Annotated in this window: 22 protein-coding genes; 14 read left to right on the top strand and 8 right to left on the bottom strand. The window is 74.0% G+C overall.

Features of this window, described 5'->3' with window-relative positions:
- Positions 1-19 precede the first annotated feature (19 nt).
- The 4 genes from ACWCOM_RS10270 to ACWCOM_RS10255 all read left to right on the top strand — a co-directional run bounded on the left by ACWCOM_RS10270 (position 20) and on the right by ACWCOM_RS10255 (position 3,848).
- Positions 20-637, top strand: coding sequence for a TetR/AcrR family transcriptional regulator (locus tag ACWCOM_RS10270; protein WP_454548647.1), 618 nt, complete (start codon positions 20-22; stop codon positions 635-637).
- A 55-nt stretch (positions 638-692) separates the two neighbouring features.
- Positions 693-929 (top strand): DUF3107 domain-containing protein, encoded by a 237-nt coding sequence (locus ACWCOM_RS10265; RefSeq protein ID WP_047803470.1) that lies wholly within the window; start codon positions 693-695, stop codon positions 927-929.
- Between the two features lie 346 nt (positions 930-1,275).
- Positions 1,276-2,994: a DEAD/DEAH box helicase gene (locus ACWCOM_RS10260; RefSeq protein WP_454548646.1), complete on the top strand. Its 1,719-nt coding sequence runs from the start codon at positions 1,276-1,278 to the stop codon at positions 2,992-2,994.
- A complete protein-coding gene (locus ACWCOM_RS10255) occupies positions 2,991-3,848 on the top strand; it encodes a DNA-methyltransferase (protein WP_454548645.1) in 858 nt (285 codons plus the stop codon). The genes ACWCOM_RS10260 and ACWCOM_RS10255 overlap by 4 nt, the downstream gene beginning before the upstream one ends.
- Before the next feature lie 10 nt (positions 3,849-3,858).
- On the opposite strand, the gene ACWCOM_RS10250 is transcribed toward ACWCOM_RS10255, so the two are convergent.
- On the bottom strand, positions 3,859-4,710 hold the full coding sequence (locus ACWCOM_RS10250) for a PHP domain-containing protein (protein WP_454548644.1): 852 nt from the start codon (positions 4,708-4,710) through the stop codon (positions 3,859-3,861).
- A gap of 81 nt (positions 4,711-4,791) precedes the next feature.
- Here ACWCOM_RS10250 and ACWCOM_RS10245 point away from each other — a divergent pair, with 81 nt between their 5' ends.
- Positions 4,792-6,366, top strand: a complete 1,575-nt coding sequence (locus ACWCOM_RS10245; protein WP_454548643.1) for an aminopeptidase P family protein — start codon at positions 4,792-4,794, stop codon at positions 6,364-6,366.
- A 63-nt stretch (positions 6,367-6,429) separates the two neighbouring features.
- Here the strand turns inward: ACWCOM_RS10245 and ACWCOM_RS10240 are convergent, their stop codons facing one another.
- A complete protein-coding gene (locus tag ACWCOM_RS10240) occupies positions 6,430-7,323 on the bottom strand; it encodes a general stress protein (RefSeq protein ID WP_454548642.1) in 894 nt (297 codons plus the stop codon).
- 84 nt (positions 7,324-7,407) lie between these two features.
- Between ACWCOM_RS10240 and ACWCOM_RS10235 the strand changes: the two genes are divergently transcribed.
- The 3 genes from ACWCOM_RS10235 to ACWCOM_RS10225 are packed head-to-tail and all read left to right on the top strand — an operon-like array spanning position 7,408 to position 10,499.
- Positions 7,408-8,709, top strand: coding sequence for a magnesium transporter MgtE N-terminal domain-containing protein (locus ACWCOM_RS10235; protein ID WP_454548641.1), 1,302 nt, complete (start codon positions 7,408-7,410; stop codon positions 8,707-8,709).
- Entirely contained in the window at positions 8,702-9,319 is a 618-nt protein-coding gene (locus ACWCOM_RS10230; protein ID WP_454548640.1) for a DUF1003 domain-containing protein, read from the top strand. The genes ACWCOM_RS10235 and ACWCOM_RS10230 overlap by 8 nt, the downstream gene beginning before the upstream one ends.
- A complete protein-coding gene (locus ACWCOM_RS10225; RefSeq protein ID WP_454548639.1) occupies positions 9,312-10,499 on the top strand; it encodes an Mrp/NBP35 family ATP-binding protein in 1,188 nt (395 codons plus the stop codon). The genes ACWCOM_RS10230 and ACWCOM_RS10225 overlap by 8 nt, the downstream gene beginning before the upstream one ends.
- Before the next feature lie 73 nt (positions 10,500-10,572).
- Here the strand turns inward: ACWCOM_RS10225 and ACWCOM_RS10220 are convergent, their stop codons facing one another.
- On the bottom strand, positions 10,573-10,920 hold the full coding sequence (locus tag ACWCOM_RS10220; protein ID WP_454548638.1) for a Sec-independent protein translocase TatB: 348 nt from the start codon (positions 10,918-10,920) through the stop codon (positions 10,573-10,575).
- A gap of 37 nt (positions 10,921-10,957) precedes the next feature.
- Positions 10,958-11,644 carry a hypothetical protein gene (locus tag ACWCOM_RS10215; protein ID WP_454548637.1) on the bottom strand — a complete coding sequence of 229 codons (687 nt, stop codon included), beginning with the start codon at positions 11,642-11,644 and terminating at the stop codon, positions 10,958-10,960.
- A 159-nt stretch (positions 11,645-11,803) separates the two neighbouring features.
- On the opposite strand from ACWCOM_RS10215, the gene ACWCOM_RS10210 reads away from it, so the two are divergent.
- Positions 11,804-12,436: an O-methyltransferase gene (locus tag ACWCOM_RS10210; RefSeq protein WP_454548636.1), complete on the top strand. Its 633-nt coding sequence runs from the start codon at positions 11,804-11,806 to the stop codon at positions 12,434-12,436.
- 79 nt (positions 12,437-12,515) lie between these two features.
- Here ACWCOM_RS10210 and ACWCOM_RS10205 read toward each other — a convergent pair whose 3' ends face one another.
- The 3 genes from ACWCOM_RS10205 to ACWCOM_RS10195 all read right to left on the bottom strand — a co-directional run bounded on the left by ACWCOM_RS10205 (position 12,516) and on the right by ACWCOM_RS10195 (position 14,298).
- Positions 12,516-12,683 (bottom strand): DUF3117 domain-containing protein, encoded by a 168-nt coding sequence (locus ACWCOM_RS10205; protein ID WP_075872508.1) that lies wholly within the window; start codon positions 12,681-12,683, stop codon positions 12,516-12,518.
- A 128-nt stretch (positions 12,684-12,811) separates the two neighbouring features.
- The gene (locus tag ACWCOM_RS10200; RefSeq protein ID WP_454548635.1) at positions 12,812-13,996 is read right to left on the bottom strand and encodes a hypothetical protein; all 1,185 of its coding nucleotides are present in this window, start codon (positions 13,994-13,996) and stop codon (positions 12,812-12,814) included.
- Positions 13,993-14,298 carry a DivIVA domain-containing protein gene (locus tag ACWCOM_RS10195; RefSeq protein WP_454548634.1) on the bottom strand — a complete coding sequence of 102 codons (306 nt, stop codon included), beginning with the start codon at positions 14,296-14,298 and terminating at the stop codon, positions 13,993-13,995. The genes ACWCOM_RS10200 and ACWCOM_RS10195 overlap by 4 nt, the downstream gene beginning before the upstream one ends.
- A gap of 216 nt (positions 14,299-14,514) precedes the next feature.
- Between ACWCOM_RS10195 and ACWCOM_RS10190 the strand changes: the two genes are divergently transcribed.
- The 4 genes from ACWCOM_RS10190 (at position 14,515) to ACWCOM_RS10175 (ending at position 17,846) form a co-directional block, all read left to right on the top strand.
- Positions 14,515-15,234, top strand: coding sequence for an amino acid ABC transporter ATP-binding protein (locus ACWCOM_RS10190; RefSeq protein WP_454548722.1), 720 nt, complete (start codon positions 14,515-14,517; stop codon positions 15,232-15,234).
- Between the two features lie 55 nt (positions 15,235-15,289).
- Positions 15,290-16,138 carry a glutamate ABC transporter substrate-binding protein gene (locus tag ACWCOM_RS10185; RefSeq protein WP_454548633.1) on the top strand — a complete coding sequence of 283 codons (849 nt, stop codon included), beginning with the start codon at positions 15,290-15,292 and terminating at the stop codon, positions 16,136-16,138.
- A gap of 131 nt (positions 16,139-16,269) precedes the next feature.
- Complete coding sequence (locus ACWCOM_RS10180) at positions 16,270-16,956, top strand: amino acid ABC transporter permease (RefSeq protein WP_454548632.1); 687 nt, start codon at positions 16,270-16,272, stop codon at positions 16,954-16,956.
- Entirely contained in the window at positions 16,956-17,846 is an 891-nt protein-coding gene (locus ACWCOM_RS10175) for an amino acid ABC transporter permease (RefSeq protein WP_454548631.1), read from the top strand. The genes ACWCOM_RS10180 and ACWCOM_RS10175 overlap by 1 nt, the downstream gene beginning before the upstream one ends.
- On the opposite strand, the gene dapE is transcribed toward ACWCOM_RS10175, so the two are convergent.
- Positions 17,836-18,945: a succinyl-diaminopimelate desuccinylase gene (gene dapE / locus ACWCOM_RS10170; protein WP_454548630.1), complete on the bottom strand. Its 1,110-nt coding sequence runs from the start codon at positions 18,943-18,945 to the stop codon at positions 17,836-17,838. The two genes, ACWCOM_RS10175 and dapE, sit on opposite strands and share 11 nt — an antisense overlap.
- A gap of 61 nt (positions 18,946-19,006) precedes the next feature.
- Here dapE and dapD point away from each other — a divergent pair, with 61 nt between their 5' ends.
- On the top strand, positions 19,007-19,993 hold the full coding sequence (gene dapD / locus ACWCOM_RS10165; RefSeq protein ID WP_454548629.1) for a 2,3,4,5-tetrahydropyridine-2,6-dicarboxylate N-succinyltransferase: 987 nt from the start codon (positions 19,007-19,009) through the stop codon (positions 19,991-19,993).
- Positions 19,994-20,086: the final 93 nt, after the last annotated feature.

Here is a 20,086-nt window from a genome sequence, read left to right as displayed (position 1 = left end):
GGTTGAGGAGGAACGGTTCATGACTGAGACCCGGAGAGGCCGCCCCGCGCGCCTGCCGCGGGAGGCACGCCGCCGGCAGCTGCTGGAGACGGCGCTGACCGTGTTCTCCTCCAATGGCTACCACGGGTCGTCGATGGACGACATCGCGGACGCCGCCCAGGTGAGCAAGCCGGTGCTGTACCAGCACTTCCCCGGCAAGCGCGAGCTCTACCTGGCGCTCGTCGACTACTACCTCCAGGAGCTCTCGGAGGCCCTCGTCGCCGCGCTGCAGGGCAGCGAGGTCAACCGCGAGCGGGTGGAGTCCATGCTGGACGTCTACTTCGGCTTCGTGGAGGCCAACCCGGAGGCCCACCGGCTGATCTTCGAGTCGGACCTGCTCGCCGACCCCGAGGTCGCCGAACGGTTCGAGAGCTTCCACCTGGCGGTGGCCGGTGCGATCGCCACGGTGCTCGGGCCCAACGCCGGGCTCAGCCACCCGCACGCGGTGCTCGTCTCCCGGTCCCTGACGGGCATGGCGCAGACCGCGGCCGTGCACTGGATCCGCAACCCGGGCACCGGCGGGCGCGCCGAGGCCCAGCGGCAGATCTTCCGTTTAGCTTGGGGCGGAATCTCGGTGATCGACGAGGACTGGGAGTAGGCCCCTCCCTAGACTGACCGGGACGCACCCGCAGCCCCGTTCCCGAGGAGGACCCATGGAGATCAAGATCGGTGTTCAGCACGTCGCGAGGGAGATCGTCGTCGACTCCGCGCTCGAGGCGCAGGAGGCCGTCGAGCAGATCACCGCGGCCATCTCCTCCGGGACCCCGCTGACCCTCACCGACGCCAAGGGCAACGTGACCGTCGTCCCCGCGAACGTCATCGGCTACGCCGCCGTCGGCGCCGAGCAGAAGCGGCCCGTGGGGTTCATGCCCTTCACGAAGGACGACTGAGCGCCCTCCCGCCGAGCACGGCGGAACCCGGCCCGGCGACCGCACGGAGTGTGCGCGGTCGTCGGGCTACACTGTTAAGCGCACTGGATGACCGGTCGTACCCGCGATCCCACGAACGACAGACACCTTCTCGCCCCCGCTCCCGGCGACCTGGCCCCGCACGGCGGCCGCGCACGGGACCGGAGCCGGGCCCCACGATCCCGTGGCGCGCCCGGTCGGGGCGGCGCACGCTCGCGATCGGCTTCCACCCACCGCACGCCCCCGGCGGCCGCCTCCACGGCGGCCCGCGGCCGGACCCCGGTCCGCGCACCTGGCGCGGGCGTGCCCGAACGAAGGAACCCGCATCGTGACCGACTACATCACCGACACCGCACCCGAGGACCTCACGTCCGGCGGGACGACGCCGGACGGCACCCCCGACGTCGTCGTGGAGACCGACGAGACCCCCCAGCCGCTGCCGCAGGGCTTCGGCGAGTTCGGGGTGCGCCAGGACATCGTGGACTCCCTGGCCGCCGAGGGCATCGTCCACCCCTTCCCCATCCAGGCCATGACCCTGCCGGTGGCCCTGTCCGGGCAGGACATCATCGGCCAGGCGAAGACCGGCACCGGCAAGACCCTGGGCTTCGGCATCCCCGTGGTGCAGCGCGTCGTCGGCCGCGGCGACGCCGGCTGGGCGCAGCTGAGGAAGCCGGGCGCCCCCCAGGCCCTCATCGTGGTGCCCACGCGCGAGCTGGCCGTCCAGGTCGGCCAGGACCTCTCCACCGCCGCCCGGACCCGGGACGCCCGCGTCGCCACGATCTACGGCGGCCGGGCCTACGAGCCCCAGATCGAGGAGCTCCAGCGCGGCGTCGAGGTGGTCGTGGGCACCCCGGGCCGGCTCATCGACCTCAACCGGCAGCGCCACCTCGACCTCTCCGCGGTGCGCGCCGTGGTGCTCGACGAGGCCGACGAGATGCTGGACCTGGGCTTCCTGCCCGACGTCGAGAAGCTGCTCGCGGCGGTGCCCGAGGTCCGCCAGACCATGCTGTTCTCTGCGACGATGCCCGGCCCCGTGGTGGCCATGGCCCGGCGCTACATGACCAAGCCCATGCACATCCGGGCGGCCGCGCCGGACGAGGGCGCCACCAAGAAGGACATCCGCCAGGTCGTCTACCGCGCCCACCACCTCGACAAGGACGAGGTCGTGGCCCGGATCCTGCAGGCCGAGGGCCGCGGGCGCACGATCGTCTTCACGAAGACCAAGCGCGCCGCCGCCAAGCTGGCGGACGAGCTGATCTCCCGCGGCTTCGCCGCCGCCCCGCTGCACGGCGACCTGGGGCAGGGGGCGCGCGAGCAGGCGCTGCGGGCCTTCCGCAACGACAAGGTGGACGTGCTCGTGGCCACCGACGTCGCCGCCCGCGGCATCGACGTGGAGGACGTCACGCACGTCATCAACTTCCAGTGCCCCGAGGACGAGAAGACCTACCTGCACCGCACGGGGCGCACCGGGCGTGCCGGCAACAAGGGCACCGCCGTCACGTTCGTGGACTGGGACGACGTGCCCCGCTGGCGGCTCATCGACAAGGCCCTCGAGCTGGGCATTCCCGAGCCGCGGGAGACCTACTCCTCCTCGGAGCACCTGTACGAGGACCTGGGCATCCCGAAGGGCACCAAGGGCCGGCTGCCCCGCTCCCGGCGCACCCACGCCGGCCTCGAGGCCGAGGTGCTCGAGGATCTCGGCGAGCCCGGCGGACGCAAGGCCGGCCCCCGCGGCGAGGGCCGGGGCGGGCGCTCCCGTGACCGCGACGCCGGCCGCTCCGGCGGGGGCTCCCGCCGGGGCCAGGACCGGGGCCCGGACCGGGGCCAGGAGCGCCGCGAGGACCGCGGCGGGCGCCGGGGCCGCCGGGAGGACACCCCGGGGACGGGCGAGCAGCGCGGGGAGGCCCGGGATGCCGCCCCGGAGACCCCCCGGGAGACCACGGTGGAGCGCACCTCGGACGGCGCCACGCGCCGGCGCCGGCGCCGCCGCGGCGGCCAGGGCGGGGGCGAGGCCCAGCGGGCGCAGAGCGGCACCGCCGCCGAGTGATCCCCTTCGTCTTCGACGCCGAGGGCCCCGACGCGGTGGTCGCCGCGGAGAACCTGGATCTCCTGCGGCGGCTGCCCGGCGGGGCCTTCCGCATGATCTACGTGGACCCGCCCTTCAACACGGGCCGCACCCAGCGCCGGCGCGCCTCCAGCATGACCCCCGCGGCGGACGGGGAAGGCGACCGGACCGGCTTCGCCGGGCGCTCCTACACGACGGTGCTGGGCGCGCTGCGCAGCTACGACGACGCGTTCGCCGACTACTGGGGCTTCCTGGAGCCCCGGCTGCGGGAGGCGTGGCGGGTGCTGGCCGACGACGGGACGCTGTACCTGCACCTGGACTACCGGGAGGTGCACTACGCCAAGGTCATGCTGGACACGATCTTCGGCCGGGAGTGCTTCCTCAACGAGATCATCTGGGCCTACGACTACGGCGGGCGCTCCCGCCGCCGGTGGCCGGCCAAGCACGACAACGTCCTGGTCTACGTCAAGGACCCGGAGCGCTACCACTTCGACAGCACGGAGGTGGACCGGGAGCCCTACATGGCCCCGGGGCTGGTGACCCCCGAGAAGGTGGAGCGGGGCAAGCTGCCCACGGACGTGTGGTGGCACACCATCGTCTCCCCCACCGGGCGGGAGAAGACCGGCTACCCCACCCAGAAGCCCGTGGGCCTGGTGCGGCGGATGGTCGCGGCCAGCTCCGCCCGCGGGGACTGGGTGCTGGACTTCTTCGCCGGCTCCGGGACCCTCGGGGCCGCCGCCCAGCAGCTGGGCCGGCGGTTCGTGTGCGTGGACCGCAACCCCGAGGCGGTCGAGGTCATGCGGGCCCGCCTGCCGCACGCCGCCGTGCGGAGCTGAGCCGGCCGGCTCAGGGGTAGCGGACGGCCACGCCGGAGGTGGCCTGCTCCTCGATCCGCACGAGCGACTGCACCGACGTGAGGTTCTCGCCGAGGCGGTTGGGCTTGCCGGTGCCGTGGTAGTCGCTCGAGCCCGTCACCAGCAGGTCGTGCTCGGAGGCCATCTGCACCAGCCGCGCCCGGGCGTCGTCCGGGTTGTCCCGGTGGGCGACCTCCAGCCCGGCCAGGCCGGCGTCGATCATGGCCTCGAACACCTCGGGGCCGACCACCCGGCCCCGGGCGGCCGCCAGCGGGTGGGCGAACACCGGGACCCCGCCGGCGGCGCGCACCAGGCGCACCGCGTGCACCGGGTCCGGGGCGTAGTGCGGGACGTAGTACCGGGAGCGGCTGTGCAGCACCGAGGCGAAGGCGGCGCTGCGGTCCTCCACGACGCCGGCCGTGACCAGGGCGTCGGCGATGTGCGGGCGCCCCACCGTGGCGTCCTCGTGGACGTGGTCCAGGACCACGTCCCAGTCGATGGGGTAGTCCTCCGAGAGCAGCTCGACCATGCGCTGGGCCCGGGTGCGCCGGGAGCCGCGGGAGGACTCGACCTCGGCCAGCAGCGCCGGGTCCGCGGGGTCGTGCAGGTAGCTCAGCAGGTGCACGGAGATCCCGGTGTCCGTGGTGCAGGAGATCTCCATCCCGGGGACGAAGGCGACCCCGAGGGCCACCGCCGCGTCCCCGGCCTCCTGCCACCCGGACGTGGTGTCGTGGTCGGTCAGCGCGAACACGTCCAGCCCCGCCGCGTGGGCGGCGCGGGCGACGTCCGCGGGGCGCTCGGTGCCGTCGGACTCCGCCGAGTGGGTGTGCAGGTCGATCTTCACCCCTCCACGATACCGGTCCCGGCGGGGACGGGCCGCGGCCCGCCGTGGCACGATGAGACGGACGAGACGAGGAAAGGAACCATGACAGAGCACAGCAGCACACCCCAGGATGCCGACCAGCCGCTCGCCGACCGGGTCGAGAACCGGTCGCAGCGGCCCGACTCCCCCGCCTTCCAGCAGTTCATGGCCTCCCAGTGGGCCGACCCGGAACCGGCCGGGACCGAGCGGGAGCCGGTGGCCGACTTCGCCGCCCGGCGGCGCCGGCGGATCTCCGAGCGGTTCCCCGGCGAGCGGCTCGTGCTGCCCGCCGGGCCGCTGAAGGTCCGCTCCAACGACACGGACTACCGCTTCCGCCCGCACTCGGCCTTCGCCCACCTCACGGGTCTCGGCGTGGACCACGAGCCGGACGCCGTCCTGGTGCTCGAGCCCGTGGCGGAGGGCCACGGGGACGACGGCGGCGGGCACGAGGCCACCCTGTACTTCCACCCGATGGCCGGGCGCGACTCCAAGGAGTTCTACGCCGACGCCAAGAACGGCGAGTTCTGGGTGGGGCCCCGCCCGACCCTGGAGGAGCTGGGCACCGCCTACGGGCTGCGCACCCGGGACCTGGGCGGGCTCGAGGACGCCGTCACCAAGAACGCGGGGCCGGCGGCCCTGGGCGGGGTGCGGATCCGGCTGGTGCGCGAGGTCGACCTCGACGTCGACGCCCTGGTCGACACCTCGCGGATGAACACTGGTGTGGAGCTGGAGAGCTCGGACGCCCTCGACGGCGAGCTCACCGAGGCGCTCTCGGAGCTGCGCCTCGTCAAGGACGAGCACGAGGTCGAGCAGCTGCGCGAGGCCGTGCGCGCGACGATCGCCGGCTTCACCGACATCGTGCACGTGCTCCCGGCGGCCGCCGGCCACCGGCACCGCGGCGAGCGCATGGTCGAGGGCGCGTTCTTCGCCCGCGCCCGCACCGAGGGCAACGACCTCGGCTACGACACCATCGCGGCGTGCGGCAACAACGCCACCGTGCTGCACTGGATCCGCAACACCGGCCGGGTGATCCCCGGGGAGCTGATCCTCGTGGACGCCGGTGTGGAGGCCGACTCGCTCTACACCGCCGACATCACCCGCACCCTGCCGGTGAACGGGCGCTACACCGACGTCCAGCGGCGGATCTACCAGGCGGTCCTCGACGCCGCCGACGCCGCGTTCGACGCCGCGGTGCCCGGCAACCGCTTCCGGGACGTGCACGCCGCGGCCATGGAGGTGCTCGCCCGCCGGCTCGAGAGCTGGGGGCTGCTCCCCGTGGCCGCGGAGGTCTCGCTGTCCGCGGAGGGCCAGCACCACCGGCGCTGGATGCCCCACGGCACCAGCCACCACCTCGGCCTGGACGTGCACGACTGCGCGCAGGCCAAGCGGGAGCTGTACGTGGACGGGGTGATCGAGCCCGGGATGGTGTTCACGATCGAGCCCGGACTCTACTTCAAGGCCGAGGACCTCGCCGTGCCGGAGGAGTACCGGGGCATCGGGGTGCGGATCGAGGACGACGTCCTGATCACCGAGGACGGCAACGTCAACCTCTCCTCGGGGCTGCCGCGCACCCCGGACGAGGTGGAGGCCTGGATGACGGGCCTGTGGCACGCCCGGGAGGGCGTCGACCCGAGCTGAGCGGCCGCGCTCCGGCGGGGGTCCTCCCGCCGGAGCCGACGCCGCGGGCGGGCCTCCCGTTCGTCAGCGGGGGTCGTCGGCCGCGGTGCTCCCGCCGGCGGACGGCTCGCCGGGTCCGCTCCCCGGGGCGGCCCCGCGCCCGTCCGGCCCGGCGTCGCGGCGGGCGGGCTCCCCGGCCGGGAGGCGGATGCCGTACTGGGGCCGCCCGTCGGGGAGGTCCTCGAAGGCGGCGGAGCGCCCGGGCGCCGGCTCCTCGGCCCGCTGCCCGGGGACCGGGTCCGCGGGGCCCTGCGGTGCGGTGCCCTGCGGAGCGGCGCCCTCCTGCCCGGGGCCCTGCTGAGCGGCCGGGGCGCCGTAGGCCGGACGCTGCCACGGGGCCCCCGGTGCGCCCGGGCCCTGCGGATGCCGGCCGTGCACCGGGCCCTGGGCGGGGCCGGGCCGGAAGGAGCCGCCCAGCGGCAGGCTCTGCAGGCCGCGCAGCCCCTGCAGCACCTGCCGGGCGCGCTGGGCCACCTCCGGGGCGGCCACGACGTCGTAGGAGGTGGCGACGATCTGGTTGGTGGAGGTGAAGTCCCGCTTGCCGCGCTGCATCGCGTAGGTCACCGTGGCCAGCAGCATCCAGAACGCCCCGCCGAGCAGCACCGACACCAGCAGGGAGGACACCCACTCGCCGCCGGCGAGCAGGGAGAGGATCATCCCGAGGAAGGCGCCGAAGACCATGCCGTTGAGCGCGCCCTGGCCGGCGACCCTCGGATAGCTCAGCCGGCCGGTCACCTGCTCCACGGACTTCAGGTCGTTGCCGACGATCGCGATCCGGTCCACCTCGAACTGCTCGTCGGCGAGGTGGTCCACGGCCTTCTGGGCGTCGGCGTAGGTGCCGTAGCGGCCGATCACCTCACCGCGGGGCAGGCCGCGGACGGCGGGGCTGGCGGGGGGCAGGGACCGTGGCGTGCTCATGGTCCCATTCTCCCCCATGCCCGGCGCCCCCGGTCCCGCCCCGGCCGGATCGGGCCCCGTGGACCCGGTGGGTAGTCTTGTACGGTGAGCAGCAACATCGACAAGATCTTCATCGCGCGCCTGGTCGGCCTCGACGTCTTCGACCCCCTGGGGGACCGTCTGGGCCGGCTGCGCGACGTCGTCGTGCTGATGCGCGGCAGCGCCCGGTACGGGCGCTCCTCCCGCCGCCCCCTCGTGGTGGGCCTCGTGGTGGAGGTCCTCGGCAAGAAGCGCGTGTTCGTGCCCATGACCCGGGTGACCAGCATCGACGCGGACAAGATCATCAGCACGGGGCTCGTCAACCTGCGCCGCTTCGAGCAGCGCGGCGCGGAGACCCTGGCCGTGGGCGAGGTCTTCGACCGCACCGTGGTGCTGCGCGACGGCTCCGGGGAGGCCACGGTCGAGGACATGGCCATGGAGCGCAAGCGCAACACCGGCGACTGGCTGATCACCCAGCTCTTCGTCCGCCGCACCGGCACCGGCGGGGGCCTGATGCGCCGGCGCAACGAGACGCTGATCATCGACTGGGAGGACGCCGGGGACCCGTCCGCCGCGGGCCACCAGCCGGCCACCCAGTGGGTGGCCTCCCACGAGGAGCAGCAGCCCGCCGACCTCGCCGACGAGATCCACGACATGTCGGCCAAGCGCATGCTCGAGATCGCCCACGAGCTGCAGGACGACCGGCTCGCCGACGTCCTCGAGGAGCTCCCGGAGGAGGACCAGGTCTACATCCTCACCAACATGGCGCGGGACCGCGCGGCCACGGTGCTCGAGGAGATGGAGCCCGACGACGCCGCCGACCTGCTCAACGAGCTGCCCGACGCCCAGGCGGAGGAGCTGCTCGCCCTGATGCAGCCCGAGGACGCCGAGGACGTCCGGCGCCTGCTGGAGTACGAGGAGGGCACGGCCGGCTCGCTGATGACGCCCGTGCCCATCATCCTGCCGCCGGAGGCCACCGTGGCCGAGGCCCTCGCGCACATCCGGCAGGAGGAGCTCAGCCCCGCGGTCGCGGCGGCCGTGATCGTCTCCCGCCCGCCGCTGGAGACCCCCACCGGCAAGTACCTGGGCATGGTGCACACCCAGAAGCTGCTGCGCTATCCGCCGCCCGAGGCCGTGGGCAACCTGATCGACCGCTCGCTCGAGCCGGTCTCCGACCTCGCCTCCCTGCAGGACGTCGCCCGCGAGCTGGCGACCTACGACCTGACCATCATCCCCGTGGTCAACGACCACGACCGGGTGGTGGGGGCGATCACGATCGACGACGTCCTCGACGCCCTGCTGCCCGAGGACTGGCGCACCGCCGACGACGGCACCCCGATCCGGAAGGTGGGCAAGCGGTATGAGTGAGCGGGAGGCCCGGCGCGCCCGCGTCAACGCACTGGACCAGCCCCGGGAGCACCGGCCCGGGCTGCTGGACCGGTTCCGGCCGAACCCGGACGCGTTCGGCAAGTGGACGGAGGGCTTCGCCCGGTTCATGGGCACGCCCCAGTTCCTGTTCTGGATGACGGTGCTGGTGACGCTGTGGCTGGGCTGGAACACCCTGGCCCCGCGGGAGCTGCAGTTCGACTCCCGGGCCCTGAACTTCACGCTGCTGACGCTGATGCTGTCCCTGCAGGCCTCCTACGCCGCGCCGCTGCTGCTGCTGGCGCAGAACCGGCAGGACGACCGGGACCGGGTGACCCAGGAGGAGGACCGGCGCCGGGCGCAGCAGAACCTGGCCGACACCGAGTACCTGACCCGGGAGATCGCGTCGCTGCGGATCGCGCTGCGGGAGGTCGCCACCCGCGACTTCGTGCGCTCCGAGCTGCGCTCGGTGCTCGAGGAGCTCCTCGAGGCGCAGGAGGACGCGCCGGACGCCGACGAGCCGGCTGCGCACCCGCGCAGGGGCCCCCGCCGCCGGAGCAGGAGCCTCGACCGCGTCCCCGCCCCCGAGACCAGAGGAATCCCCCGTGTCTGACCCCCGTGCCGAGGACGTCCTCGCCCCCGAGGACCTGCACCCCGCGCTGCGCGCGGCCCTGGACCGCGTGCTCGACCCCGAGCTGCGCCGGCCTGTGACCGAGCTCGGGATGATCCGCTCCGCCGCCCTCGACGACGCCGGCCGCGCCGCGGTGCACGTGCTGCTGACGATCAGCGGCTGCCCCCTGCGCTCGACCATCGAGCACGACGTCCGGGAGGCCGTGTCCACCGTGGCGGGCGTGCGCTCCGTGGCGGTGGAGGTCGGGGTGATGACGGCCGAGCAGCGCACCGCGCTCAAGGAGCGGGTGGGCCACACCCGGACCGTGCCCTTCAACGACCCGTCCTCCCTGACCCGGGTGCACGCCGTGACCAGCGGCAAGGGCGGGGTCGGCAAGTCGACCGTCACCGTGAACCTCGCCGCCGCGCTGGCCGCCCGGGGCCGGTCCGTGGGGATCGTGGACGCGGACGTCCACGGCTTCTCCGTCCCGGGGCTGCTGGGCATCGACCGGTCCCCCACCCAGGTGGGGGACATGATCCTGCCCCCGGTGGTGGAGGTCCCCGCGGCCGCCCGGCAGGACACCGGCCGCGCCGGGGCGCTCAAGGTCATCTCGATCGGGATGTTCGTGGACCCGGACCAGCCGGTCGCCTGGCGCGGGCCCATGCTGCACCGGGCGGTCGAGCAGTTCCTCACGGACGTGCACTTCGGGGACCTGGACCACCTCTTCCTCGACCTCCCGCCGGGCACGGGGGACGTCGCGATCTCCGTGGCCCAGCTGCTGCCCACCGCCGAGGTGCTGGTCGTCTCCACCCCCCAGCAGGCCGCGATCGAGGTGGCCGAGCGCTCCGGGGCCCTGGCCGTGCAGACCGGTCAGACGGTGGCCGGGGTGATCGAGAACATGGCGGGCATGCCCATGCCGGACGGCAGCGTGCTCGAGCTGTTCGGGGCCGGCGGCGGCGCCCGGATCGCGGAGTCGCTGACCCGCCGGCTCGGCTACGAGGTGCCGCTGCTCGGGGGCGTGCCCCTCGACGTCGCCCTCCGGGAGGGCGGGGACACGGGCCGGCCGGTGGTGTGGTCGGCCCCGGACTCGCCCGCGGCGGCGGCGCTGCGCGGGGTGGCCGACGTGCTGGGCTCCCGGCCGCTCGGGCTGGCCGGCCGCCCGCTCGGCCTCGGTCCCCGCTGACCGCTCCGCGCCCGCCGGCCTCCCGGAGCCGGTCGTCCCGCACGGGTGGCTCTGGTCGTCCCGAACGGGTGGCTCAGGTCGCCTCGGTGTCGAAGGGGGCGCGCTCCCCGGGCGCCAGCCGGGTCAGCGGGGGCGTGCTGCGCTGCGGGGCCGGCCGGGCCGGCTCGTCGTCCTCCAGCAGGGCCTGGCGCACGATGGTGCGGGGGTCGTACTGGCGGGGGTCCAGCCGGCGCCAGTCCACGTCGGCGATCTCCGGCCCGAGGGTCTCCTTGAGCTCCTCCGTGGCGCCGGTGGCGTAGCGCTTGGCCGCCTTGACGAGCTCCTTGAGCTTCTCCGCGTACTCCGGCAGCCGCTCCGGCCCGATGATGAACAGGGCAAGGAGCACCAGGATGATCGCTTCGCCGCCGTTGATGCCGAGCACAGGATGGAATTTTACCAGTCGGGAGGGGCCGGCCGGGTCAGCCGAAGATCCGGCGCAGCCCGGCGGCCACCGTCTCGGCCACGCCGGGATCCTCCGCGGCGGGCTCGGCCACCCGGCTGAGCTCGTCGGCCAGGACGTGGTGGACGGTGCGGGCCATCGCGGACGGGCCGCTGTCCCCCGTGACCGTGTACACCACGTCCTCGCCCACGAGCACCACCCGCCACGGCGGGCCGGCCTCCAGCCAGAGCGGGACGCCCTCGACCGGGGAGGGCCTCAGCCCCTCGGCGCTCACGGGCAGCCCGGTGATCCCGTCCATGGGGTTCTCCCGGTCGATCCCGCCGCGCTGCTCGACCACGACGACGAGCTCCTCGCCGCGCTGCAGCCGCACCTCCACCACCGGGTGGCCGGAGCGGGTGTCGCGGGCCATGGAGAGCACCTGGTAGCCGTCCGCGGCGAGGGTGGGCAGCGTCCAGCCCTCCGCGCGCCAGCGGTCCGCGGACGCCTCGTCCGCGTGCAGCACCCCGCCGGTGCCGTGCCACGCCGAGACCGGGACCTGCTCCGCGGGACCCGCGGACGCCACGGACTCCGCCACGACGGAGCGCCCGACCGCGTAGCCGGAGCCCAGCAGCAGGGTGAGCACCGCGCTGACGGTCGCGGCGGCCACCGGCACCGCGTTGCTGCGGGGGCGGGCCGGCACCGGGGCGGCGCGGTCCGGGCGGGGCATCGGGGCTCCTTCGTGCGGGGCGGGTGGGCGGAGCCGGCGCGGGGCGCGGCGTCGGTCCCATGATCGGCGGGCAAGCTGGGCGCGGACTGGACGATGGCCGGGCGCGGGGACCCAGCCGGTAGGATGACGCGCATTGACCACAGCGACGAAGGGCGGAACATGGGCGCGGACAAGACGACGAGCTGGTCGTACGCCGAGGCGTTCGCCGTGGAGGACGAGCTCGCCTACCGCGCCCGGGAGCGGTCCCTCGCCCTGCGCGTCCCGCCGGTCACCCCGGGCACGGCCGCCGCCCTGACGGTGCTCGCCGCGTCGGCGCGGCCCGCCACCGTCGTGGAGGTGGGCACCGGGGCCGGGGTCTCCGGGCTCGCGCTGCTGCGCGGGCTGCCCGCCGCGTCCGTGCTGACGACCATCGACTCCGACATCCGGGCCCTGCGCGCGGCGCGGGACACCTTCCGGGAGGCCGGGGTGCCCACGAGCCGGACCCGCACCATCCCCGGTCGCGCCTCCCTGGTGCTGCCCCGGCTCAGCGCCGGGGCCTACGACCTCGTGTTCCTCGACGCGGACTCCGAGGGGACCCTGGGCTACGCCGAGGAGGCGGTGCGGCTGCTGCGTCCCGGCGGGCTGCTGGTGGTCAACGACGCCCTGCACCAGGACAAGGTGGCGCAGCCGGCCAACCGCGAGGAGAACACCCGGACCATGCGGGCCGTGCACCGGCTGTTCCGGGACGACGAGCGCTTCAGCACCGCGCTGCTCACCACCGGCTCGGGCCTGCTCCTCGCCGTCCGCCGCTGACGCGGCCCCCGGAGAGGAAGCCTCCCGCCGGAGTTCCCCGGACGGGGCCGCACCGAACAGGACCGCACCGGGCGGGACGTCACTCGGTCACGCCGGCCAGGCACTCCTTGAGCTCCGCGGCCTCGCCCGGCTTCAGCTCGACCACGAGCCGGCCGCCACCCTCGAGCGGCACGCGCATGATGAGGCTGCGCCCCTCCTTGGTGACCTCCATCGGTCCGTCACCGGTTCTCGGCTTCATGGCCGCCATGTGGGAACTCCTCTTCCTCAGTTGGTGTTCTCCACATCCTATCCGAGCCGCCGCCGTGGACCCGGACGGCACAGGACGGGGCCGGTCCGGAGCCGGGACGGCGCGCGCCGGTGCACCCCGGAAGCGGCTCACGGCGGATAGTCCCCGCCCCCGGGCAGCTGCTTCCAGTGCCACAGCCAGCCGACCCAGACCAGCTGGAGCACGGCGCCGGAGAGCACGCACGCGACCCGGTAGGCGCGCGAGTCCGAGACCGCGGCCAGCGGCAGCGCGAGCGGGAACAGCGGCAGCAGCAGCCGGAAGGTGCTGGTCTGCGGGTGCAGGAACAGCAGCAGGTAGCCGGCGTAGCCGGCCAGCCACACCCGGGTGAGCAGGTCCAGCCGCTCGCGCACCACCCGCGAGCGCAGCACCAGGACACCGCCCGCCACCAGCAGCACCGGTGCGGCGAGTCCGGCGACCGGGCCGAAGAGGTCCGTCCCGGCGTCGAACCACGGGACCACCGGGACCAGCCCGCCGCCCCGCCAGGCCGTCTCCGTCTCGGTGTACGCCGTCGGCTCCCCCGTGACCCACCAGGCGATCGCCGGCCAGGCGAGGGCGGCGGCGCAGGAGAACACCGCAAGGGCGAACAGCCCGTCGAACGCGTCGGCCGCCCGGTGCAGCCGCCCGTCCCGGTGCCGGGCCGCGGTGCGCACGAGCCAGGTGATCCCGAGGGCGGCCGCGAAGGGCACGCCCGCCGGGCGGGTCAGGCACATGACGAGCACCACCGGGGCCGCCGCGAGGTAGCGGCCCCGGGACACCAACAGGAGGGCCCCGGCCAGCAGCGCCAGGTGCAGGGACTCGGCGTAGGGCACCTGCAGCACCGGGGCCACCGGGTTGAACGCCACGAACGCCAGGCCCCACAGGGCCGTGTCGGGGGCGGCATACCGGAGGAAGAGCCGGTGGACGAGCAGCGCCGCCGCGAGGCTCGCGGCCAGGGACACCGCCGAGGCCGCGGCGTCCCAGCCGGCTCCGGTGAGCCCTGTCAGCGCCCGGACGAGCAGCGGGAAGACCGGGTAGAACGCCCAGGCGTTCTCCTGGGCGCGCCCGGCCTCGTCCCGCGGCACGGACTCCGGGTAGCCCTCCCGGGCGATCCGCTCGTACCAGTCCGAGTCCCAGATGCCGGTGAAGGCGAGGTAGCCCAGGGCGCCGTCCCCCCACGGGCCGGGGCCCTGCTGGCGCCCCACCGTGGTGAACACGGCCCACGCCCACACCCGGGAGGCCGCCCAGACGAGCGCTGTCTGCACCCACCAGGGGGCGGCGGCCAGCCGGGAGCTCACGCTCCCCGCGCCGGAGCGGATCCGGGGTCCCGGTCCGGCAGCTGCCGGGCGAGGCGCTCGAGCACGGCGTGCACCTCCCCGGGGTCGTAGCCGCGGCGCCGGACGGAGAAGGCGATCCGCCCGACGTCCTCGCGCGTCATCATCTCGGGCAGCACGAGCGGGGCGTCCGGGGCGCGCTCGGCGCGGATCCCGTCCCGGGCGGGAGCGGTCCAGGCGGAGAGCCGGTCGCGGCCGAGCAGGACGACGCCCGAGACGGTCAGCAGCAGGACCAGGCCGGTCAGCACCACGAAGAGTTCGGTCATGGCACCAGGCTATGCGCCGCGCCCGCACCGCCCGGCGACTGCGCGGGCGCCCGCCGGCGAAACATTCCTACGGATGGGTACGCATTTAACGTGCCCGCAACGTGTTCGCCATCACACGGAAGAAATCTGGGCTATCTTTCCGGTATGTCACACGCCACTCCGCCGGCCGCCGCACCGTCCGCCGCCGCGCCCGGCACGGGCGAGGCCCTGGTCCGCATGTCGCACGTCAACAAGCACTTCGGGGACCTCCACGTGCTCCGGGACATCAACCTGGAGGTGCGCCGCGGCGAGGTCGTCGTGGTGATCGGCCCGTCCGGGTCCGGGAAGTCGACCCTGTGCCGCGCGATCAACCGGCTCGAGAGCATCGACGACGGGGAGATCCTCATCGACGGCAAGCGGCTGCCCGAGGAGGGCAAGGCCCTCGCGAGGCTGCGGGCGGACGTGGGCATGGTCTTCCAGTCGTTCAACCTCTTCGCCCACAAGTCGGTCCTGCAGAACGTGACCCTGGGGCCCGTGAAGGTCCGGGGCCGCTCGGCGGCCGAGGCGAAGCAGCGGGCGATGGAGCTGCTGACCCGGGTGGGCGTGGCGAACCAGGCCGAGAAGCTGCCGGCGCAGCTCTCCGGCGGCCAGCAGCAGCGCGTGGCGATCGCCCGCGCCCTGGCCATGGAGCCGAAGGTCATGCTCTTCGACGAGCCGACCTCCGCCCTCGACCCCGAGATGATCAACGAGGTGCTCGACACCATGGTGGCCCTGGCCCGCCAGGGGATGACGATGATCGTGGTGACCCACGAGATGGGCTTCGCCCGCAGGGCCGCCGACCGCGTCGTGTTCATGGCCGACGGGCAGATCGTCGAGGAGAACACCCCCGAGGAGTTCTTCACCCGTCCGCGCTCCGCGCGCGCCCAGGACTTCCTGGGCAAGATCCTCGGCCACTGACCGTCCACCGCCCCTCCGAACCGAACGTCACCACCCCGACTGCAAGGAGCAGACCATGCGCAACACCAAGCCCCTCGGACTCGCCGCGATGGCCGCGGCCGCGGCCCTGACCCTCACCGCGTGCGGCGGCGGCGAAGAGCAGGCCGGCGGCGGGGAGACCGGCGGGTCCGGCGAGTCCGTCCGGATCGGCATCAAGTACGACCAGCCGGGCCTCGGCTTCCGGGACGGGGACGAGTACACCGGCTTCGACGTCGACGTCGCGAAGTACGTCGCCACCGAGCTCGGCTACTCGGAGGACCAGATCGAGTGGGTCGAGTCCCCCTCGGCCAACCGCGAGAACATGCTCTCCAACGACCAGGTGGACATGATCTTCGCGACCTACTCGATCACCGAGGAGCGCGACCAGACCGTGGACTTCGCCGGCCCCTACTTCGTGGCCGGCCAGGACCTGCTGGTGCGCACCGACGACACCTCGATCACCGGCCCGGACGACCTCGAGGGCAAGAACCTGTGCTCGGTGACGGGCTCCACCTCCGCGCAGAAGGTCAAGGAGGACCAGCCCGGCGCCAACCTCGTCGAGCAGCCCGGCTACGCCGACTGCCTCACCGCGCTGGAGTCCGGCCAGGTGGACGCCGTGACCACGGACGACATCATCCTCGCGGGCCTGGCCGCGACCGAGGCCAACCAGGGCAAGTTCAAGGTGGTGGGCAACACCTTCTCCGAGGAGCGCTACGGCGTGGGCCTGCCCCAGGGCTCCGACCAGTGCGAGGCCGTCAACGAGGCCATCACCAAGATGGTCGAGGAGGGCGCCTGGGAGGAGGCGGTCACCGCCAACACGGAGGGGGCCGACTACTCGTTCAACGCGGAGCTGAACCCGCCGGAGCCCGAGCCCTGCGGCGAGTGACCACGGACGCGTGAGCCCGTGGCCGGCCGGTTCCGGCCGGCCACGGGAGGCGCGCCCCCGCAGCACACCGACCGATCCACGACGAAGGGCCCTCGCGTGACCCAGCACCACCCCGATCCCCGGGAGCTCCCGTGAGCGACTACCTGGCAGACTTCGCCAGCCTGTTCGAGCAGTTCGACGTCCTGGCCGCGTTCTGGGTCAACCTCCGGCTGACGTTCTGGGCCGCCATCGGCTCGGCCGTCCTGGGCGGGCTGATCGCGCTGATGCGCATCTCCCCCATCGCGTCGCTGCGGCTGCTGGGCACCGGGTACGTGAACCTGTTCCGCAACACCCCGCTGACCATCATCCTCGTGTTCCTGGTCCTGGGGGTGTGGAGCCAGCTGGGGATCAACCTCTCCGGCGACTTCGACCAGAACTTCTTCACCTGGGCGGTCATCGGCCTGAGCCTCTACCACGCGGCCTTCGTCTGCGAGGCCATCCGCTCCGGGGTCAACACCGTCCCGGCCGGCCAGGCCGAGGCCGCCCGGGCCATCGGCCTGTCCTTCCTGCCCGCCGCCCGGCTGATCATCTTCCCGCAGGCGCTGCGGGGGGCCGTCACGCCGCTCGGCAACACCCTGATCGCCCTGACGAAGAACACGACGGTGGCCGCGGCCGCGTCGGTCACCGAGATCTCCTCGCTCATGAAGACCATGATCGAGTTCCGCCCGGACGTGATCGTCGCGATCTTCCTGGTGGTCGCCCTCGGCTTCGTCCTCATCGTGGTCCCGGTGGGCCTGCTCACCACCTGGGCCTCCCGGAAACTGGCGGTGAAGCGCTGATGGCCAAGACCCAGAACGTCCTCTTCGACGTCCAAGGACCCCGCGGCCGGCGGATCAGCGCGGCGCTCAACGTGCTCGGCGTGCTGCTCGCGGCGGCCCTCGCCTGGATCGTGCTGGGCGAGCTCGCCGAGAAGGGCCAGCTCGACGCCGAGAAGTGGACCCCGCTGCTGACCGCGCGCGCCTGGGAGAACTTCCTGCTCCCGGGCCTGTGGGACACCCTGCGGGCGGCGCTGCTGGCCGTGGTCCTCTCCATCGCCTTCGGCCTGGTCTTCGGGCTCGGCCGGCTCTCCCAGCTCGGGCCCGTCCGGTGGGTCTCCACCGTGGTCGTGGAGTTCTTCCGCGCCGTCCCGGTGCTCGTGATGATGATCTTCTTCTACCTGGGCATCGGGCGGGCGGGGCTCGTCGAGCCGTCGAACGTGCCCTTCTGGGCGGTGGTCCTCGGGCTGATGTTCTACAACGGGTCCGTGATCGCCGAGCTGATCCGCTCCGGCGTCCACCAGCTGCCGAAGGGGCAGCGGGAGGCCGGGCTCGTCATCGGGCTCACGCCGTCCCGCTCGCTGCGCCTGATCGAGCTCCCCCAGGCGCTGACGGCCATGCTGCCCTCGCTGGTCAGCCAGTTCGTGGTCATCCTCAAGGACACGGCCCTGGGCTACATCATCACCTACCCCGAGCTGCTCGCCAGCGGGCGGCGCCTGGGCTCGGGGGACGGCAACATCCTCCAGACGCTGTTCGTCGTGGCCCTGGTCTTCGTGCTGATCAACTACCTGCTGACGCTGCTGGCGGCGTGGCTCTCCCGGTTCCTCAGCTACCGCACGGGAGGCTCCACCAAGCCGGCCGAGGGCCCCCTCGCCGCCGAGGAGGCCGCCGTCGGGGACCCGCTCAGCCGGTGAGCCACGCGGCGAGGGCCCGGTAGCACTCCCGCACGGCGTCGGCGCTGACGTGCTCGTCGTCGGTGTGGGCGAGCAGGGCGTCGCCGGGGCCGAAGTTCACCGCCGGCACCCCCATCGCGGAGAAGCGGGCCACGTCGGTCCAGCCGTACTTCGGCTTCGGCTCCTGGCCCACCGCGGCCACGAACGCCGCGGCGGCGGGGCGGTCCAGGCCGGGGCGGGCCGCGGCCGAGAGGTCGGTGACCTCCAGCTCGTAGCCGGCGAAGACCTCCCGGACGTGGGCGACGGCCTCCTCCGGGGTCTTGTCCGGGGCGAAGCGGTAGTTGACCTCCACGTGGGCGGTGTCCGGGACGACGTTGCCGGCCACGCCGCCGCCGATCCGGATCGCGTTGAGGCCCTCCCGGTAGTCCAGGCCCTCCACGGTGATCGTGCGCGGGGTGTAGGCGGCCAGGCGGGCCAGGACGTCGGCCTGCTTGTGGATGGCGTTCTCCCCGATCCAGGACCGCCCCGAGTGGGCCGCCCGCCCGGTGGTGGTGATCCGGAAGCGCATCGTGCCGTTGCACCCGCCCTCCACCGTCCCGTCCGTGGGCTCGAGCAGCACCGCGAAGTCCGCCTCGAGCAGCTCCGGGGCGTTGCGCTGCAGCCGCCCCAGGCCGCTGGCCGCGGCGTCGACCTCCTCGTGGTCGTAGAAGACGTAGCTGACGTCCCGGCCGGGCGCGGTCAGGGCCGCCGCGAGCGCGAGCTGGACGGCCACGCCACCCTTCATGTCGGTGGCCCCGCGGCCGTAGAGCACCCGGCGGCCGCCGGCGTCCTCCCACGACGAGGGCACGGTCCCGCGGGCGCCGGGCACGGCGGGCAGGGGCACGGTGTCGAGGTGCCCGGCGAGCACCACCCGCTCCTTCCGGCCCAGCTCGGTGCGGGCGACCACGGCGTCCCCGTCCCGGTGCACCGTCAGGTGCGGGAGTCGGCGCAGCGCGGCCTCCACGGCGTCGGCGATGGGCCCCTCGCCGCCGGAGACGGACTCCAGGTCGATGAGGGCGGCCGTGAGCTCGGCAGGGTCCGCGGCGAGGTCGAGGTCGGGTGCGATCATGGCTGCCAGCATAGCGGCGGGGTCCCCGGGCCCGGCTCGGCCGGGCTCCGGCTCCCCCCGTAGGATGGGCGCCATGACTTCTCCCACCTCTCGCACCGCCGCCGGCCGCCCGGCCCCCGGCCGTCCCGCCTCCGGTCTGGGCCTGGCCACCGTCGTGGCCTCCGGCCCCCAGGAGGGCACCGTCCTCGACGTCTGGTACCCCTCCCCGGCCCTGTCCGACGCGGTCGACACCTCCCTCGACGCCGACCTGCGGCTGGCGGCCACCGCCGACGCGGACCGCAACGTCCGCAGCGAGCTCGTCGAGACGGTCGTCGACCTCGACGCCGCCCCCGCCGACGCCGCCGACGCGTACCTGCGCCTGCACCTGCTCTCCCACCGCCTCGTGCGGCCCAACACCGTGAACCTCGACGGGGTGTTCGGCCTGCTCGCCAACGTCGCCTGGACCGACCGCGGCCCCGTGCTCGCCGAGGAGCTCACCCTGGCCCTGCTGCGGATGAAGGCCACCGGCGGGCACGTGACCGTGCACAGCGTCGACAAGTTCCCGCGGATGGTGGACTACGTGGTGCCCTCGGGCGTGCGGATCGGCGACGCCAACCGGATCCGGCTCGGCGCCCACCTGGCCCCCGGCACCACGGTGATGCACGAGGGCTTCGTGAACTTCAACGCCGGGACCCTCGGGCAGTCCATGGTCGAGGGCCGGATCAGCGCCGGCGTGGTCGTGGGCGACGCCACGGACGTCGGCGGCGGCGCGTCCATCATGGGCACCCTCTCCGGCGGCGGCAAGGAGCGGATCACCGTGGGCGAGCGCGTGCTCCTCGGGGCGAACTCCGGGGTGGGCATCTCCCTCGGCGACGACTGCGTGGTCGAGGCCGGCCTCTACGTCACCGCCGGCACGCGGGTGAGCGTGCTCGCCGACGGGGCGCAGTCCACGGCGAAGGCCTCGGAGCTCTCCGGGGTCCCGAACCTGCTGTTCCGCCGCAACTCGCTCAGCGGCGCGGTCGAGGTGCTGCCGCGCGCCGGCCGTACCGTGGAGCTCAACGCGGCCCTGCACGCCAACTGAGCCCCCGCCCCGCCTGAGCCCCGCCCCGGCAGCTCCGCCCCGCCGGACGGGCTCCCGCCGGCCGGGGCCGCGGGACCGGACGCCCGGTCCCGC

It is taken from the genome of Kocuria sp. KH4 (assembly GCF_053711175.1).
Note: the sequence above shows the minus strand (reverse complement) of the source record. Positions and strands in the feature narration are given on the sequence as shown.

What these genes read in the sequence shown, in the direction of transcription:
- ACWCOM_RS10190 (WP_454548722.1), top strand. Translation starts at nt 14,515, where the DNA reads ATGTCGCACGTCAACAAGCACTTCGGGGACCTCCACGTGCTCCGGGAC.
- ACWCOM_RS10215 (WP_454548637.1), bottom strand. Translation starts at nt 11,644, where the DNA reads ATGCCCCGCCCGGACCGCGCCGCCCCGGTGCCGGCCCGCCCCCGCAGC.
- ACWCOM_RS10230 (WP_454548640.1), top strand. Translation starts at nt 8,702, where the DNA reads ATGAGTGAGCGGGAGGCCCGGCGCGCCCGCGTCAACGCACTGGACCAG.
- ACWCOM_RS10270 (WP_454548647.1), top strand. Translation starts at nt 20, where the DNA reads ATGACTGAGACCCGGAGAGGCCGCCCCGCGCGCCTGCCGCGGGAGGCA.
- ACWCOM_RS10175 (WP_454548631.1), top strand. Translation starts at nt 16,956, where the DNA reads ATGGCCAAGACCCAGAACGTCCTCTTCGACGTCCAAGGACCCCGCGGC.
- dapE (WP_454548630.1), bottom strand. Translation starts at nt 18,945, where the DNA reads ATGCTGGCAGCCATGATCGCACCCGACCTCGACCTCGCCGCGGACCCT.
- dapD (WP_454548629.1), top strand. Translation starts at nt 19,007, where the DNA reads ATGACTTCTCCCACCTCTCGCACCGCCGCCGGCCGCCCGGCCCCCGGC.
- ACWCOM_RS10245 (WP_454548643.1), top strand. Translation starts at nt 4,792, where the DNA reads ATGACAGAGCACAGCAGCACACCCCAGGATGCCGACCAGCCGCTCGCC.
- ACWCOM_RS10205 (WP_075872508.1), bottom strand. Translation starts at nt 12,683, where the DNA reads ATGGCGGCCATGAAGCCGAGAACCGGTGACGGACCGATGGAGGTCACC.
- ACWCOM_RS10185 (WP_454548633.1), top strand. Translation starts at nt 15,290, where the DNA reads ATGCGCAACACCAAGCCCCTCGGACTCGCCGCGATGGCCGCGGCCGCG.
- ACWCOM_RS10240 (WP_454548642.1), bottom strand. Translation starts at nt 7,323, where the DNA reads ATGAGCACGCCACGGTCCCTGCCCCCCGCCAGCCCCGCCGTCCGCGGC.
- ACWCOM_RS10265 (WP_047803470.1), top strand. Translation starts at nt 693, where the DNA reads ATGGAGATCAAGATCGGTGTTCAGCACGTCGCGAGGGAGATCGTCGTC.
- ACWCOM_RS10195 (WP_454548634.1), bottom strand. Translation starts at nt 14,298, where the DNA reads ATGACCGAACTCTTCGTGGTGCTGACCGGCCTGGTCCTGCTGCTGACC.
- ACWCOM_RS10210 (WP_454548636.1), top strand. Translation starts at nt 11,804, where the DNA reads ATGGGCGCGGACAAGACGACGAGCTGGTCGTACGCCGAGGCGTTCGCC.